The 16,653-nt window shown below is 37.8% G+C and carries 15 protein-coding genes; 6 read left to right on the top strand and 9 right to left on the bottom strand.

Annotation, left to right across the window (positions count from 1 at the left end):
• Window positions 1-20 precede the first annotated feature (20 nt).
• Genes P20439_RS12115 through P20439_RS12085 form a run of 7 tightly spaced genes read right to left on the bottom strand, consistent with a single transcriptional unit; the run spans window position 21 to window position 8,303 of the window.
• Window positions 21-551, bottom strand: coding sequence for a hypothetical protein (locus tag P20439_RS12115; protein WP_008467204.1), 531 nt, complete (start codon window positions 549-551; stop codon window positions 21-23).
• Between the two features lie 13 nt (window positions 552-564).
• On the bottom strand, window positions 565-1,260 hold the full coding sequence (locus tag P20439_RS12110; RefSeq protein WP_008467202.1) for a HupE/UreJ family protein: 696 nt from the start codon (window positions 1,258-1,260) through the stop codon (window positions 565-567).
• Window positions 1,250-4,393, bottom strand: a complete 3,144-nt coding sequence (locus P20439_RS12105) for an efflux RND transporter permease subunit (RefSeq protein ID WP_008467199.1) — start codon at window positions 4,391-4,393, stop codon at window positions 1,250-1,252. The genes P20439_RS12110 and P20439_RS12105 overlap by 11 nt, the downstream gene beginning before the upstream one ends.
• 9 nt (window positions 4,394-4,402) lie before the next feature.
• Window positions 4,403-5,641: an efflux RND transporter periplasmic adaptor subunit gene (locus tag P20439_RS12100; RefSeq protein WP_008467197.1), complete on the bottom strand. Its 1,239-nt coding sequence runs from the start codon at window positions 5,639-5,641 to the stop codon at window positions 4,403-4,405.
• An 8-nt stretch (window positions 5,642-5,649) separates the two neighbouring features.
• Window positions 5,650-6,930, bottom strand: coding sequence for a TolC family protein (locus P20439_RS12095; RefSeq protein ID WP_008467195.1), 1,281 nt, complete (start codon window positions 6,928-6,930; stop codon window positions 5,650-5,652).
• Window positions 6,931-6,942: 12 nt separating this feature from the next.
• Window positions 6,943-7,917 carry a M56 family metallopeptidase gene (locus P20439_RS12090; protein ID WP_008467193.1) on the bottom strand — a complete coding sequence of 325 codons (975 nt, stop codon included), beginning with the start codon at window positions 7,915-7,917 and terminating at the stop codon, window positions 6,943-6,945.
• A gap of 2 nt (window positions 7,918-7,919) precedes the next feature.
• Window positions 7,920-8,303, bottom strand: coding sequence for a BlaI/MecI/CopY family transcriptional regulator (locus tag P20439_RS12085; protein ID WP_008467191.1), 384 nt, complete (start codon window positions 8,301-8,303; stop codon window positions 7,920-7,922).
• Window positions 8,304-8,399: 96 nt separating this feature from the next.
• On the opposite strand from P20439_RS12085, the gene P20439_RS12080 reads away from it, so the two are divergent.
• The gene (locus tag P20439_RS12080; RefSeq protein ID WP_008467186.1) at window positions 8,400-8,753 is read left to right on the top strand and encodes a DUF3147 family protein; all 354 of its coding nucleotides are present in this window, start codon (window positions 8,400-8,402) and stop codon (window positions 8,751-8,753) included.
• A gap of 170 nt (window positions 8,754-8,923) precedes the next feature.
• On the opposite strand, the gene P20439_RS12075 is transcribed toward P20439_RS12080, so the two are convergent.
• Both P20439_RS12075 and P20439_RS12070 read right to left on the bottom strand, forming a co-directional pair.
• Window positions 8,924-10,303, bottom strand: a complete 1,380-nt coding sequence (locus P20439_RS12075) for a DEAD/DEAH box helicase (RefSeq protein ID WP_008467184.1) — start codon at window positions 10,301-10,303, stop codon at window positions 8,924-8,926.
• Window positions 10,297-10,845: a hypothetical protein gene (locus P20439_RS12070; RefSeq protein WP_024597111.1), complete on the bottom strand. Its 549-nt coding sequence runs from the start codon at window positions 10,843-10,845 to the stop codon at window positions 10,297-10,299. Before P20439_RS12070 ends, P20439_RS12075 begins: the two co-directional genes overlap by 7 nt.
• Window positions 10,846-11,041: 196 nt before the next feature.
• Here P20439_RS12070 and P20439_RS12065 point away from each other — a divergent pair, with 196 nt between their 5' ends.
• The 5 genes from P20439_RS12065 to P20439_RS12045 all read left to right on the top strand — a co-directional run.
• Complete coding sequence (locus P20439_RS12065) at window positions 11,042-11,350, top strand: helix-turn-helix domain-containing protein (protein ID WP_008467181.1); 309 nt, start codon at window positions 11,042-11,044, stop codon at window positions 11,348-11,350.
• A gap of 31 nt (window positions 11,351-11,381) precedes the next feature.
• Window positions 11,382-15,164 carry an SIR2 family protein gene (locus P20439_RS12060; RefSeq protein WP_008467178.1) on the top strand — a complete coding sequence of 1,261 codons (3,783 nt, stop codon included), beginning with the start codon at window positions 11,382-11,384 and terminating at the stop codon, window positions 15,162-15,164.
• Window positions 15,165-15,184: 20 nt separating this feature from the next.
• The gene (locus tag P20439_RS12055) at window positions 15,185-15,676 is read left to right on the top strand and encodes a hypothetical protein (protein WP_008467177.1); all 492 of its coding nucleotides are present in this window, start codon (window positions 15,185-15,187) and stop codon (window positions 15,674-15,676) included.
• A 19-nt stretch (window positions 15,677-15,695) separates the two neighbouring features.
• Window positions 15,696-16,037, top strand: a complete 342-nt coding sequence (locus P20439_RS12050) for a hypothetical protein (RefSeq protein ID WP_008467175.1) — start codon at window positions 15,696-15,698, stop codon at window positions 16,035-16,037.
• Between the two features lie 22 nt (window positions 16,038-16,059).
• On the top strand, window positions 16,060-16,653 hold a 594-nt coding region (locus P20439_RS12045; RefSeq protein WP_036933869.1), incomplete at its 3' end, for a hypothetical protein.

Genomic DNA, 16,653 nt, shown 5'->3' with positions numbered 1-16,653 from the left:
TCTCCGGTTAAATTTTAAGTTTACTTTTTTAAGCCAATCACTTTAAATTGACCTTTTACTAAAAGTTGTATAGCCACGGGGTTATCTGAGTTGTTTTTCCAGTACCAGCCATGTGAGCCCCCAAATGGGGCGGTAAAGCTGCCCTTCATTTCGCTTAAATTGGCAATTGCATAGCTTTCGAAGTAACCGGTTGTGTCTCCTGCTGGCTCTCCGTGTAAATCAAAATGTAAAGAAGCGCCATCGGTCATCCATTCGTAGGTCATTTTTTCATATTGTTGCATCTCAAATTTATATTCAACCCCGCGATTTGCAGGGATAGTGACTTCAATTGTTTGAAACTCATCACTGCCCACTTGCAATGAATCTGATGTTTTAAGTGGTTTTTGCGCTGATGCCTGAGCTATTTTAGTAACGCCCAGTTGTTTACCGATCCCGGTTGGATCAATGTTATATTCTGCCGGAAGGATAAATAGCACAAAGGCGATTATCGCAACTAATGAAGCGGTGATACTGGCTTTTATAAGTGTTTTTGAACTAACTGTATGTTGCATATATTTCTCTAAATTAATTAATTATATAGCCGGTTAATTGAAGGCCGACTAGCATTAAGCCGGCACTCATTAACGCACCGTTGATAAATGTTGAAAAACGATGAAATGACGGCCGTTTACGCCACACATTAATGGCAATTAAAATAACTGCGAGCGCTAAAAATTGGCCAAGCTCTACGCCAATATTAAAGGCGATTAGGTTTGTCAGTAATCCATCTTCGGGTAATTGAAACTCTTGTAACTTGGTTGCTAGACCAAAGCCATGAAACAAACCAAAAATAAGCACCGCCATTTTTGTATTTGGCTGCCAATTAAAACAACGCTTAAACCCACCTAAGTTATCAAAGCCCTTATAAATAACTGAAAAACCAATAATAGCGTCAATTAAATAGGCATTAATCTGAATATCGCCAAGCACACCTAATAGTAACGTTGTGCTGTGGCCGATGGTGAACATGGTGACATACAGCAAAACCTCTTTACTGCGATACAAAAAGAAGATAACACCGATTAAAAACAATATATGGTCGTAACCGGTGATCATGTGCTTTGCACCAATATAAATAAATGGCACAAACTGTACGCCTTGGTTTTGCTCTAAAAAAGCGCGAGTGCTGTCATCAACTCCATGGGCCAAGGTCTCAAAGCTAAGAAAAGCCAAAACAAGCACCATAATCATTATGCTAACGTTTATTATTTTAGTTGACATCATGTTGCTCCAACGTTTCACTTTCAGTCAAAATAGACTCCTTTTCATTGTGTAAAAGTCGATACAGTGCGGGGATCACAAATAATGTTAGTAAGGTCGACGAAATAATGCCGCCAATTACCACGGTTGCTAAAGGCCGCTGTACTTCTGAGCCAATCCCTGTATTAAGTGCCATAGGAATAAATCCTAATGAGGCAACCAGTGCTGTAGTTATCACTGGGCGAAGACGTGTTAATGCCCCCTCTGTTATCGCTTGATTAAGCCCCATTCCTGAGCTGCGTAATTCACGAATAAACGATACCATTACCAAGCCGTTTAATATGGCAATGCCGGATAAAGCAATAAAACCGACCGCTGCAGATATTGAAAATGGAATATCACGTAACAGCAGTGCTGCAATTCCACCGGTAAGCGCTAAAGGCACACCGGTAAAAATAATCGCAGCATCTTTAAGTGAGTTTAAAGCTAAAATAAGCAAGCCTATAATCATTAACAATGTAACGGGCACAACCACACTCAAACGCTCAGAGGCCGATTGTAACTTTTGATACGTTCCTCCGTATTCAATCCAATAACCAGCAGGAATAGTGACTTTATCTTCAATAATTGTTTGAATATCTCCAACAAAGCTTCCTAAGTCACGTCCTCGTACATTGGTAGTCACTACAATACGACGTTTAGCATTTTCGCGATTAATTTGACTTGCGCCATTAGTGAGTTTGATTGTTGCTAACTCTTGGAGCGGCACAGCGCGACCATTAGGTAAATTAATAGGTAAGTAACCTATCTCTTGCACATTATTACGCTGCTGCTCTTCTAAACGAACAACAATATTAGAGCGGATATCCCCTTGATAATACTTACCTGCAATAGTCCCTCCTAATGCGGTGGCTAACTGTGACTGAATGTGTGCTTTGCTGATACCAAACTGGCTTAGCTTTTCAGTATTGGGTACAATTTCAAGCATTGGCAACCCGCTTGTTTGCTCTACCATTAAATCGGCAATACCGTCAACATTTCCAATAGCGGATTCAATCTCCTTACCTAACGCAGCAAGTGTTTCAAAGTCATCACCAAACACTTTAATTGCCAGCTCAGCGCGTACACCTGCTAATAATTCATTAAAGCGCATTTGAATTGGTTGTAAAAACTCATAGCGGTTACCTGGAATTGGCTTAACTAAGGCTGCTAACTCTTCAACAATTTGTGCTTTTGACTTATCAGGGTTTGGCCATTGCTCTCGTGGTTTTAGAATAATAAAGTTATCGGCTACGCTAGGGGGTACTGCATCTGTTGCTACATCTGCGGTGCCGATTTTTGCAAATACACGCTCGACTTCAGGCATCTGCGTAATTTTTTCTTCCAACACTTTTTGTAGCTCAATCGCTTGGCTTAATGATGTACCAGGAATACGAAGCGCATGCATGGCAATGTCTCCTTCATCAAGATTTGGTGCAAACTCGCTTCCTAAGCGTGTCGCTTGATAACCAAAGAATGTTACGAGTAAACAAGTTATTAGCACCACAGCCCAGCGGCCTTTTAATGCTAATGAGAGTACCGGCTTATAAATACGACTTAACCCCAGCATAATATGATTAGGTTTTTCTTTAATTGGCTTTTTAAATAATAGGGCGATCATTGCAGGCACAAATGTGATCGAAAGCGCCATTGAACAAAGCAAAGCAATCACAACCGTTAATGCCATTGGATGGAACATTTTTCCTTCAACGCCTTCAAGCGCGAAAATAGGTAAATAAACAACGGTGATGATGAATACACCGAATAAAGCGGGTCGAATAACCTCTCGTGTAGCCGTAAAAACAATGTCTAAACGTGCTTTTAAAGAAAGAGGGGTATCACCTCTCATACTTAAACGACGTAAGCAGTTTTCGACGATAATTATCGTACCATCAACCAATAGACCAAAATCTAATGCCCCTAAACTCATCAAGTTTGCACTGACTCGCGTATGTACCATACCGGTTATTGTCATCAACATTGCAAATGGGATCACTAAAGCCGTTAAAAATGCGGCTCTGAAATTCCCCAGTAATATAAATAATACAACAATAACTAAAATGGCCCCTTCGAGCAGGTTAGTTTGAACAGTATTAAGCGTTTTATCTACCAGTTTAGTTCGGTCATAGACGGCTTTTGCAACTATACCTTCGGGTAAACTGCCATTGATTTCTTTTAACTTTTCACCAACGCCTTGTGCAACTGTGCGACTGTTCTCACCTATTAACATGAACACGGTGCTCATCACCACTTCGCGGCCATTTTGTGTAGCAGCACCAGTACGCAATCCTTTGCCATCACTTATAGTGGCAACATCTTTAATAAACACTGCACTGCCGTCTATGGTTTTGATGGGTAAATTAGTGATTTCAGTTAAACCAGCAACCTGACCTGGGACACGAATTAACCATTGCGCACCGCTTTTTTCAATAAATCCGGTGCCTTGGTTTTGGTTGTTTTGACCAATAGCATCAACAACATCTGCTGAGGTAAGATTATAAGCCAGTAGTTTTTCAGGTTTAAACGCAACGAGAATTTCACGCTCGTAACCACCAATAGGGTTTACTTCAACAACACCTGGTACCCGCATTAATTGAGGGCGAATTGTCCAGTCATGTACTGTTCGTAAATCAATGGGGGTTATATCACTACCGTCGGGATTTTTAGCACCAGGCACAGCATCAACCGTAAACATAAAAATCTCACCTAATCCAGTAGCAATGGGACCAAGCTCAGGTAAAAGGTTTATCGGCAACTCCGAACGTGCACTAGACAACCGCTCATTAACCAACTGACGAGCAAAGTAAACATCGGTATTATCAGCAAAAATAGCAATAACCTGAGATAAACCATAACGAGACACTGAGCGTGTGTTTACAAGTCCTGGTAACCCCGCAAGTGCGTTTTCGAGGGGGAAAGTAACGCGTTGTTCAACCTCTAACGGCGTATAGCCTGGCGCTTCGGTGTTGATCATAACCTGAACATTGGTTATATCAGGTACTGCATCAATAGGCAGTTTAGTAAAATTCCATAAGCCTAATCCTGCAATGGCTAATACCATGACAAGAACGAGGATATTGCGCTTTATAGCAAAGCGTAAAATCGATTCTAACATTACGCTCTCCTAGTGATCGTGTGACGCGCCAGATTTTTCAATATCGGCTTTGATGACATAGCTATTTTCAGTAACATACTCGGTACCGGCAGGCAGTCCACCTAGTACTTCTATCCATGTTGCATCTGAACGACCCAGCTCAAGCATCCTGACTTCATATTCATCAGCGACTTTTGCATACACGACCGTAAAATCACGAAAGCTCTGTAAGCCTATTTTCTTTACCGCTAAAGGAACTTCAAAAGAAGCAGTTTCAATATCGGCTTTAACAAAACTCCCTTCCAACAAAGGCTCAGTCTGTTGTGCCAACGTAACCCACACCATTCTTGCCTGATCACTTCTAACTTTTGGCTCTATAAATGATACCTTACCAGCAATATTCACAAGACTACCTTCTGCCTTAATGCTCACTAGAGTGCCTTGAGATACTTTGCTGTAATCGCTCGGGTAGACAGCTAATTTAACGACAGATTGACTCGCGTCTGTGATAACAAGCAGTTCACGGTTATTCGTTTGCTCACCTGAATTAGCCATTTGTTTTGCGACAAAACCAGCAATAGGCGATTTTATCTCATAGGGGTTTAAACTTTCATTACTTTCAATCGTCATTAAAGTTTGGCCTTTATTTACTTTATCGCCAAGCTTTACATTTAAGTGCGTAATAACACCTTCAAAACGTGCAAAAACAGTGCGGTGCGCACTCGGCGGTAACCAAACCTGTCCATAAGCAGGGATCGTTTGATGAAGCTTTTGAGACCCTGCAATTGCAGTTTCAATCGCCATTGCATCTACTACTGCGGGTTCGATTTTTGTTCGCCCCTCTAGGTTATCGTATTGCCAACGATATGTTTTTCCTTGGTAGCTCGCATTTACTGTGACAATAAAAGAGTGCGGTTCGTAAATTTCCATATCCCCACGTAAAAAGTCACTTTGGCTAATAAACTTAATATCATCAATCACATTACCTAATCGGGTTAACGTAACCGTTAATTCAACATCGTCGGGATTAATTGGGTTTTTATTATCTGTTAACCATACTCTAAACTCAGGTGGTACGCCTGTTTCGAAAATCGCTAACTCCAATGCGAAGTTTCCTTCACGAAGCATACGACCATTATGCGGCCCTTTTTCAGGCTCTGCTTGCTCTGTAGTAGGTGTTGATACTGCGCTAGCGGGTAAATGTACCCCCGCGCTGAGGCCGAGTAATACGGCAACGGTTATGGAGGAAATAAAGTTTGTCGTTTTCATAAATAATCTCATTGTTCTATCGATGCGCCAGTAAGACGCTGAATTTCTATATGTTGTAAATGTAAGCTTTCATAAGCGCTAAGTAGTTCTGATTGCGCGCTTAATTGCGCCTGACGCACGCTACTCCACTGGTTGTAATTCAATTTACCAACGTTAAATGCTTGTTTTGCTTGGGTAAGCGCGGTTTCTAGCGTGGGAATGATTTCATTTTTTGAGGTGGTAATTACATGAACAGAATGCTTAACTTCTTGAAGCAAAGCATAAAGCTGGCTATTAGCTTGTTGAGTTAAACTCTTCGCTTGCGCTGTTAATACATCTTGCTCGGCACGTAACTTAGCGACCGTTCCGGCATTGCTGCCAGATGCTCCCCACGGAATAGAAACACCGGCCACGAGCCCATAGTCATCCGTTGATTCATAACGACGTAAGCCTGTTGTAAATTGCCATTGTGGTTTTGCTTCAATTTGAGCTAATTCAATGTGTGATTGTGCAATACGTTTTTGACTTGCTAACTGCATCAAACGAGGCGCATTTTTAAAGCGCTCGAACTGTGACTGAAAATCTACAATTTTAGGTAACTGCAATAAGTTACCTGTAAGTGTAAAGTCAGTGCGAGGCTCTGCCCACAAGGCTGAAAGCTGATATTTTCCGCTGGCTATTTCATGCTCAAGATCTTCGACAAGTAATTTTTGTTTAATTAGTTCAGCTTTGGCTAAATTTTTATCAATAGCCAACGACTGACCAATACGAACTCGTTTATCTATTGCATTTACAACTTCATTCGCTTGTCTTACTGCCATTTTATTGAGCTTTAGTGCCTCTTCTTTCACCAGTAGTTGAATAAATTGCTTCGCAGTCATCGCGGCTAAATCAAGTGCAATAATTTGTTTATCTAAACGTAACTGCTCAAGTTCAGACTGGCTTGCTTTTACGCGACTATCAATTTGCTCTTGTTGAATCAGCCAAGAGAAAGTTAAGGTTGATTGCATATTTTGCAAACCACTATGCTCACCTGTCCCAAAAGCATCTTCAACCATTAAGCCTATTTGTGGTCTTTGGCCTATACTTGCTTGCTTTATTTTGCCTTGCTGGGCTTTATCTCGATAAAAGAAGCCCTGTAACTGCGGGTTGTTAGCAAGCGTGAATGAGATGGCTTGCTTTAGATTTAATGTTTGATAAGCCTCAGCACTTGCAAAACACGGCAGTGCTGTAAAAGCCATCAATACCCCCACAAAAAACCGACTGCCAATCGGTTTTTTGTGGGTGAAATGACTACTAAATGATTTCATTTTAATCCTTACTTAGTGGATGAAAAAAGTTTCGATAAGATGGTGGACACTATCGACAGTCGACAGTGTGAATAAACTGATAACCACAAAGCTAAACAAAGTGATCATTAAAAGTAGCTTAGGCGTAGTGGAGATTGGCATTAACAATGTTTGTATACGCTGAGTTATTTGCTCATTACTAAAATGACTCATGTATATATTGTCATTCGTAATATGTTGTTGTCGTTGAAATCGAGCAACATTAATAAGTGCTTGAGCCACATCTAAGCCATCAAAACTTTGCGTTGCACCGACATCAGCAATTTGTTCTGTTAAAGCCGTATAAGATTGCTGTAACGCCGCGCGCGTTGACGCAGGAAAACACCAACCAAATAGACTAAACAGTGTTTTAAAAAGCGGATCTCGGGCTTTTAAATGTGCTAGTTCATGCTGTATGACTATGTGTACTGTTTTTTCATCAAGTGCTTGTAATCCGCTGGTTATATATACTTTTGGATTGAAAAAACCAACAGTAAATGCCTCTGGTATAAGGTGTTCAATAACGTGTACAGACTGGTTTGGATAATCTTTGTGAGGTTGAGTATTTGATAAAGCCAACAGACTGCTCATTGCTGAACTATGTCTATTAAGACTAAAAAATGCATGTACGCTAGCACTTGCCATCAAACAAACAGCCGATATAAGCAATACCGAATGCCAACTATATACAGAGAAAACCTCAAGGTGATGCCAGTGAGCGACTCCTTGCCACCAATTAGACATTGGATTTTGATGTGCCTGCCAAAATACAGCTGCACACAATAATGAGATCCACCAAGGGCTGCTAATAGTTAACCAAAGCATGAACTTACGCTCGGTAAACTGGAAAATAGTAAGTTTTTTACAAAGCGAGGTGTGGAAGAAGGAAATCAATATGATCACACAAATAAAAGCGGTCACCGCTGCGCTCGCTAGATTTAAAAACACGGCCCAATTTCCAACAATCATGTTTACACTTTTCCGCTTCGTAGTTTTCGCTGCTGCTCTATAAGTTTTTCGAGCTCATCTAATTGTGTATCATTAAAATTAGTCGAAGTAGAAGAAAATGCAGCAATTAAACTGTTTTCACCCTCTTCAACAAAGTCAGCTGTAATATCATTTATTAAAGTAGCTATAAGCGAGTTACGATCAACTTTAGTTCGGTAATTATAAGCATGACCCTGCTTAGTTCTGCTAAGAAGGCCTTTTTTATAAAGTCTTTCAAGGGTGCTTTGAATAGTATTGAGAGTGCAGCCACGTGTTTTACCTAAACGACTGTGCACATGCTTTGCATCCGCTTCTTTAGAAGACCACAAATATTGAAGTACTAGTTTTTCTAATTCGCCTAACTGCATAATCAAATATCTCTTAACAACATAGCCATATCATGGCAAAATAAAAACCGATAGGCAATTCGGTTTTTATTTTTTATTTAAAAAGGAAAGTAATACATGGGTTGGATAATTTTTAAATACTTAGTGACAGCAGCAATTGTTGTAGCGGTTTCAGAGGTCGCAAAGCGCAGTGATAAACTCGGAGCACTAATTGTAGCACTTCCATTGGTAACCATTTTAGCGATGATTTGGTTGTACGTTGAAAAACAGCCGCCAGAGAAAATTGCGAGTCATGCCTGGTACACATTTTGGTATGTTGTGCCTACCTTACCGATGTTTTTAATATTTCCATCATTACTACACCGATTTGGTTTTTGGCCATCACTCGGCCTCAGCGCCTTAATAACTTGTTTTATTTTTGGAGTGTTTGCATTCGTCGTTAGTAAATTTGGAATAAATTTATTACCCTAAAAGTTGTTTCTGAAATTAATAATATGGTGAAATCAAGGATGTAGCTGAGGCAATAATTTCGATACTTATCTCTAAAAAATTTCCCATTACTTAGCAGAGTCAAATAAAAGCTAGCCTTATTTATGTACTAAGAGTGATAATATAAACAGAATATGGCTCATTTTATGGAACTATAAAAATGCTTCTATAACTCTAGTTCTAAGTGATTTAATTTGTATACTGCTCAATGAACAACCTGAAAGCAGCTCATAATAAGCTAAACCGCGCTCTGAAGTTAGGCCCCCTAGAACGAGTTTATCAAGGTTTTCTTTTAACTTATTATCCCTGTTTATTTTTGGCAATGTTAAAGGTCTAAATGTATCTTTTCTCACCAAAGTTGTGTCACATTCCATATCAACATAAGAGCAACTATCTGGTATATCAATATTAATACGCTCAGCAAACTCAATTAAGCTTGTTTCTGCAAATGTGAATAACCAGGCGAATTCAACTTTACCTTTGCCAGACCTAAGAATGCGCCCTAGAACTTGCCTAAAATACAACTCTGTTTTTATAGAGCTTAAATGACAACATACTTGTAGCCTAGGTATGTCGGTCCCTTCACTGATCATACCAACACTAACGATCCACTGTTCAGTAGATGACTTAAATGAGTTGATCTTCTGTGTTGAATTATCGTGTAAGTAAGTAACTATGGTTGACGTTTGATTAAATTCTTCAATTAATAAGCTGTTTATCATTTCAGCGTGCTTAACTGAAGACGCAACAACTAGGCCGCCGGCAGCCGGGTTTGAAGCTCTTATCTCCGACAGTTTTAATACGGCTAACTTCAATAAATACCTAAGTGCAGAGTCATTATTAAGTACCTCTTGGTACGCTGATTGAGCTTGTTTAACAAATTCAGCTATTGATCCATATGTATCTTGGCCATCCGAAATACTATTGCTATCAACTAAAACTATTTTTGGCTCTCTACAGACGTTATCTCTAATAGCTTGACTCAAGCTGTATTGATAATCGCATATCAACTCACCTTCTGGGTCAGAATAATTCACTAAAGCAATAGGAAGGGCGTCTGAGCGCCAAGGAGTGCCCGATAGCGCAAGTGTGTAAGTTGCAATATCCTGTAAATGGAAAACAACTTTCTCACCCCACGTATTGATTTTAGATTTATCTTGCGAGAATGAGCAGTGATGTATTTCATCAAAAATAAAAAATGTACGATACTTTCTAAGCCCATCCCAAGTACTTTCAGGAATAGAGCATAAGCTTTGATAAGTCATAGAGGCACCTACAGCCGTAAATGAGCCATCAAACGAACACCCAATTATTTTTCCAAATGTTCTTTTGATATTATTAGCCACTTCAACCGATGGTGAAAAGCAGATCACTCTATCTATCATTCCTTTATCAAATAACGTTTTGGCCAATGAAGCTGCCATTATTGTTTTACCAGCACCAGGAGTGGCCTGACATAGAAAGTGCTTATCAATAGCTGTATATTTTTTTACTGCTAACTCAACACATTCCCTTTGCCAACTTCTCAGCATTGCCGTGCACCATTATCCAAAGAGGCCAATATATTAGTTAAAGCGTTAACTTTTCCTAATAACTTCGCTGAATTATTTTTAGCATCGTCTAATGCAGAATAAAACAAGCTAAGGTGCTCAGGGAATCGCTTTTGTAGAGCTTTATATTCATCAACTTCCCCTAACAAAATCGCAAGCTCAGCCTCAAACTGTTTCTTTTCATTCAATAAAGTTTCAACAAGCGGTGATGCTTGATTATTAGTATGACTGCTAATTGATTTTTCTTTTTCAATTACAACTTGTTTCGCCACAAACGTAGCGTTATTAAACAGCTCAGTTTTAAAATACTTTTTATGGCGGCCACTTCCTTTTGTTTTTAAGAGCTCTTTTCGTTCAAGCGCTGTAATTTGCCTATAAATGAATTTACGCGCCTCATCGATATCTTGATATTTATCAGTTACGGTTAATAACTCATCTCTGAGCTCGACAATTGTAAAACCATTGCACTCTTTTTCGATCAAAAGGGAGTAAATGTGTTGGTTTAATTTGATAACTTGGGGCATTTCTTATACTACAACAATTAAGAAAACTTAGGGTTGCTAAGTATATAGAACAATGCAAAACTTAGAAATACTAAGTTTTATGCTCGAGAGTGATTTTAAGAACATTCCCACAAATAGAACTTAGGATTCCTAAGTGTACAAACCTTTGTAAAACTTAGACAATCTAAGCTATTAGAGACTGAAAAATGATGCTTCTGTGTTCCAAAATCCAATTCCAATTAGACTCAAACAAGCCCGCGCTAAGTCAGGTATTACTCAAAAGCAACTGGGTATACTTATCGGTATGGATGAAAACTCAGCGAGTGGTCGCATGAACCACTATGAAAAAGGCCGTCATATTCCAGATTTAACGACTCTAAAAAAGATCGCTAATGAACTAAATGTTCCATTGAATTATTTTTTCTGTGAAGATGAGACAACAGCAGAACTAGCAATTGAAATATCAAAGTTAGATACAGAGAAAAAGCTTTTATTAATTCAAGAGCTTAAAGGACCATCTAAATAGCTATATTGTACCCATACACAAGGAAGGTTAAATGCGATTTAATGAAAATGGACCTAATATTCCAGATGAACTTCTTGATAAATGTGACCACGGCAAAGTAGTTTTATTTTGTGGGGCTGGTGTTTCTTTTAACTCTGGACTACCAAGCTTTATAGAACTAACAAAAGCTGTAATTGATTTTTTTTCTCCACTAGAAAGCTCCGAGGTTTACCAAGAGTTCTTACCTTGGATCACCGAAAACTCTAATAAGTCACATCTAAGAACTCCATTGGATCAAATTTTCCACTTGCTATACCAAGACTATGGACGTGACGAAGTTAATCAAATCGTTGCCAGGGTACTTTCCAAATCTAATTCTATTGATGATGTTGGCAAGGAGCATGGTATATTAAAACTCTTATCCAGTGGTCAAAGCGGTAAACCAAAAATAGTAACTACAAATTTTGACCTACTTTTTGAGCAGAACGAAATCCTCTCTTATAGTGAACCTCCATTTTTCCCTGATTTATCATCCGGCGCAAGTCTCGAAGCAATAACCTATTTGCATGGCAGGCTAAAAGATCCGTCTGAAAAACATCATCCTTATATTTTAAGTAGCGCAGATTTTGGAAGAGCATATTTATCCGAAGGTTGGGCAACTAAATTTATAATTCAATTATTAGAGGTATACACAGTTGTTTTAGTCGGCTATCAAGCTGAAGATCCTCAGGTGAAATATTTACTTCAGGGACTTAATCATGATGAAAAGTTTGACCGGACAAAAATTTACGCATTTGATAAAGGTGAGGCTGAAGACATCGAAGTCAAATGGCGTGATCGCGGTGTAACTGCAATAGCATACCCTGACCATAGTGATTTATGGGAAACACTTTCTATTTGGTCAGAAAAAGTCGATAAGCCAAAAAAATGGATAAGTTACATATTAAACCTTGCAGCCTCAAGCCCAAGGCAGTTGAAATCATTCCAAAGAGGCCAAGTTGCTAATTTTCTTACTACCTCAGCTGGGGCTAAATTATTTAGTACTACAGAGCCCACACCTTTAGCTGAATGGTTATGTGTTTTTGACCCGCAAATAAGGATAGGAAACCCGAGTAAAGGTCACAATTTTAGGGATAGTGATGGCGAATCATTTGACCCATTTATTGAGTATGGACTAGACGATGATCCTTCGAGACCGGTGGATAAAGAAAACTACAATTTACCAACACTACCACATAAAAACTATTTATCATGGTTACCGTGTGACAATATTGCAACTGAAGATATGGACTTGCGCTCAAACAATAACTTGATATCACCTAGACTCTGGTATATCACAAATTGGATAGTAAAGAACTTAGACGATCCTGTCATTGCATGGTGGGCCATTAGAAAAAGAGCTTTGCATAACGCCTTAAAAGAAAGAATCTTAGTGAAGCTTTATAGTGCCAATTCACTTCCCGCTAAGGCACAAAAAATACTAGGCTTTATAGCTAGCAAGCAGTTTGAGAGTAGTGAATGGTTTAACCCGTCCCATAACTACTATAGATTTCAAGATCTAATAAAAAATGAAGGATGGAATTTAACAACCTTGCGTTTTTATGAGACAAAGTTAGAGCCTTTCGTAGAGTTTGAAAACCCTTATGGTATACATGCATCAAAGCCTCCTTTAAAAGCATGGAGTGCAATACATTTATCTGATATTTGTAATTTCGAAATAAAGTTTCCTTTAAAGCTTAACCCTAGTATTGAAGTTCCATATGACAACTTGTACAGAATATTGCAAGCTACTTTAACCCACTTGGAATACGCTAGTGATTTATCAGATGAGTTTGGCCACAAGCACTTTTATAATACTCCTTCGTGTTATCCAGACCCTAATGAAGACACTTACAACTTAGAAGAGCACAGCTCATTTTATTTCTTTATTGAAAACTTTAAACGATTAGTTGATAAGTTTCCTTCACAGGCAAAAGCGCTTAGCTTTAATTTAAATTTAAAAAACTCCTTATATTTTAATAAACTAAGCTTATATTCATTTGGGTTTAACTCTATTTTCTCCGCTTCAGAAGCCGCAAACTACGTATTATCAATTGATCTAGAATACTTTTGGAATAGAAGTTATCAACTCGATTTGCTTCGTTTATTAGAAAAACGATGGAAAGATTTTTCTAATACAAATAAAGAAAAGCTAGTTAAAAAAATCTTAGATGGTCCTAATAAATCTAAACAAATAACAGATGAAGAATTTCAAATTTTCAAGAACTTAGAGATATTTCGCTACATTAAATGGTGTGAACTCAGTCAATTGGTACTGCCTGAAAAGTACAGAAAAAAAATCGATATGATCATATCCATGCATCAAGACTGGCAGGTTAAAGAACCGGCAGAGCTGGTGCATAACACATCTGTAAAAGTTCATGGAATTACAATTGATGAAGAAGCTGATTTAATCATTAATGCGCCTATTAGTGAAGTAATTAAAAGATCAATACAAGTTTATAATAGAGGCTTTGAAGAATATACAGCTAGGAGGCCATTTGATGGCTTAGTAAAACTTAGGTCTAAAAAAGCGTTATTAGCATTGTCGTATTTGAGTAAAAGAAAAGATAACCCAAAGTATTTCTGGTCGGTTTTATTAGATAATTGGCCGGATAGTGCAAGCAGAAAGACTAAAATTACATTACTAAATCGGCTTTATTTATTACCTAAAGAGATATTAACTGAGCTAAGTTATCACTTAGGTAATTGGCTTGATCGCCACGGACAAATCTATCTAAAAGAGTTGCCCAACTTATGCTATAAATTTTTTGACCACTGTACATTAGTAGTTTTAAGGGGTAAGCAAGGTGCTTCGAAATCCAAGGAGACTTCATTAAGTCATATTACATGGGTTGAAGCTAAAAGTAGCCTGACAGGGGCTATTCTTAATACATATATTCAAGAAATTGACTCCTATCGTTTAGACAAAGATGCTGAAATACCAAGCATATTTAAAGACAAAATTGAACAATTTTTAATAAGTGAAGATACTGTTAGCGCTTACGCATCAGCAATACTCTCTTATCAAATAAGTTGGTTACATTATATAGACTCTTCTTGGGTTCAAAGCTTCCTGTTGCCATTACTAAATCTAGATAATAAGTTATCTGGTCCTGCTTGGAGTGGTGTGATTGCAAATAAATTACCATCTGTCGAAGTAAGCGTCCTATTGAAGCCAAAGATTACTCATCTATTCCCCAAAATTTATGAATGGGCTTGGGATCAGAGACTCATAGAGGCCACATCACATAAAATAATTGAGCTTGCCTTACCTTCATATAAAGGTAAGGATAAAATAAACGCTTCAGATGCTAAAAATTGCTTTAGAAATATGAGAGAAAAAGAAAGAGCAGCGGTAATTCGTTATTTGAGTAAGGGCTTTGCAAAAAATTCTAATGAATGTCTTAGAGACGTAACTACTATTATCGAGAGTATTTGGCCCAGAGAGAGAAAATACAGAACTAAAGAACAAACTTCTGCATGGATTAACTTATTAGAGAAGTCTGGTAGCTATTTTCCCAACTTATTTCACTCTATGGAGTGGTGTTTAACACCATTGGAAGTTCAACATCATTGGTTAAATTCATTTGCACGCAATACTTCAGATTCAATTCCATTAGCATCTCAATTTCCCAATGAGGTTCTAAGCCTGTGTGATTTGATAATACCAAAAGAGACACGTTCATCCCTTTATCACTTAAAAGAAGTTCTAGATCTTATAGAGCAAGCAAACAATGATATTGTTAATAATCAGCAATTTATGAAACTAACTAAAATATGTGAAAATAATTAACTTACAATTAAGAGGTTAGAATGGATATAAACCTTTTGGTTCAGCTCATTACAACAATAACAGCGTTATTAGCTATTGGGCTTACCTATTGGACTATTAGAACACAACAAAAACACAATAAACTATCGGTTGCACCAAGGCTAAGTGACTGGCTTCATACGGACGATAGCTCCATTTGTTTTGATATAATCAATAAAGGGCTAGGTACTGCACAAGTTAGATCATTTGAGTTCATTGTTAATGATAAAAGCATCTCTTGGCCTGAACTTGATAGTGATATTCGTAATTATTTTAAAGCTGAGTTAGACACTAAGAATATATATACATCAAGTTTATCTGCCACGAGCTACATAGCTCAAAATGAAAAAGTATGTATTCTTAAATTACATTTTTTACCTGGAATGGATATGAGCTCTATCGAGAAGAGACTAACTACCAGATATCAACTAAAAATAGAATATGCCTCGTTATATGAGCAAGTATATTTTTACAGCTCCCCCCTTGAGAGTTAATAGTATTTAGGTGTATGTAATGATGAAAAATGAAGTGGAAAAAGAAATCTTTGAGCTGCAAATACAATTTACTGAGTTAATGCGCCTATTTGATGACAAAGAAATAAATTTGGATGTTATCTCAGTCAAATATTCCAAATTAAAACAACAAGTAAATGGTCGTGTAAACGATTTAGAAAAAGCTAAAAAGAATAATCGGCTCAATGAATATGAAGGCTATTTCTTACTTCCATGCATGAAGAAGATAAGCCTCAGCTGTAATGCTAGAGTAGGTTCAAAAGATAAATCCGCACTAAGCTCATCTATATATGATGGTGAGGATTATTGCTCATATTGGCTGACAGAAATAAGAAGCTGTTGAATTACTTTTAGGTAAACAATTAATGTCAAACCAAATAGAAATATCTATTGTTAGATCGCAACGACTTATATCTGCTGCAAAAACTTTGCTAGATTTAATCGAAGACGATGAGCTATTTTTGTGCGATAAGCGAGAGCCCTTTGTTTTACTTTGCGCTTTAGCAATAGAAGCAATACTAAATGAAGCTCTAAGCGACTTAAAATACTTATTGCAAGAACAAGAGCTAGGCAAAAGCTTAATTGATGCCTTTGCGACTATGGGGTTACAAGCAAAGCTTAATAGTTTGTTTTATATTCTATCTAAGGGGCGCTATACAATAAATAAATCTTCAAACTGTTATTCATATTTGAGAAAAATTATAAAAGCTAGAAACATAAGTGCTCACCCAAAACCTGTTGAATTGGGTTCATTTGAAATTTGCATGTACAAAAATACCGATGGTTTTGATTCTTTTTTGCTGCCAAAAGAAGTGTTTACTAAAGGGCTGTTGCAATCCGATATTTTTACGGCTCAAGAATTAAAAAACTGCTTATTAAATATTCTTTTATTACAAAACACCCTCAAATATATAGTCAGAAAAGATCCCCTAGAAAACAGAGAACTCTTACTAGAGATT

The sequence above is a fragment of the Pseudoalteromonas sp. BSi20439 genome, from assembly GCF_000241165.1.
Lineage (GTDB): Bacteria > Pseudomonadota > Gammaproteobacteria > Enterobacterales > Alteromonadaceae > Pseudoalteromonas.
Note: the sequence above shows the minus strand (reverse complement) of the source record. Positions and strands in the feature narration are given on the sequence as shown.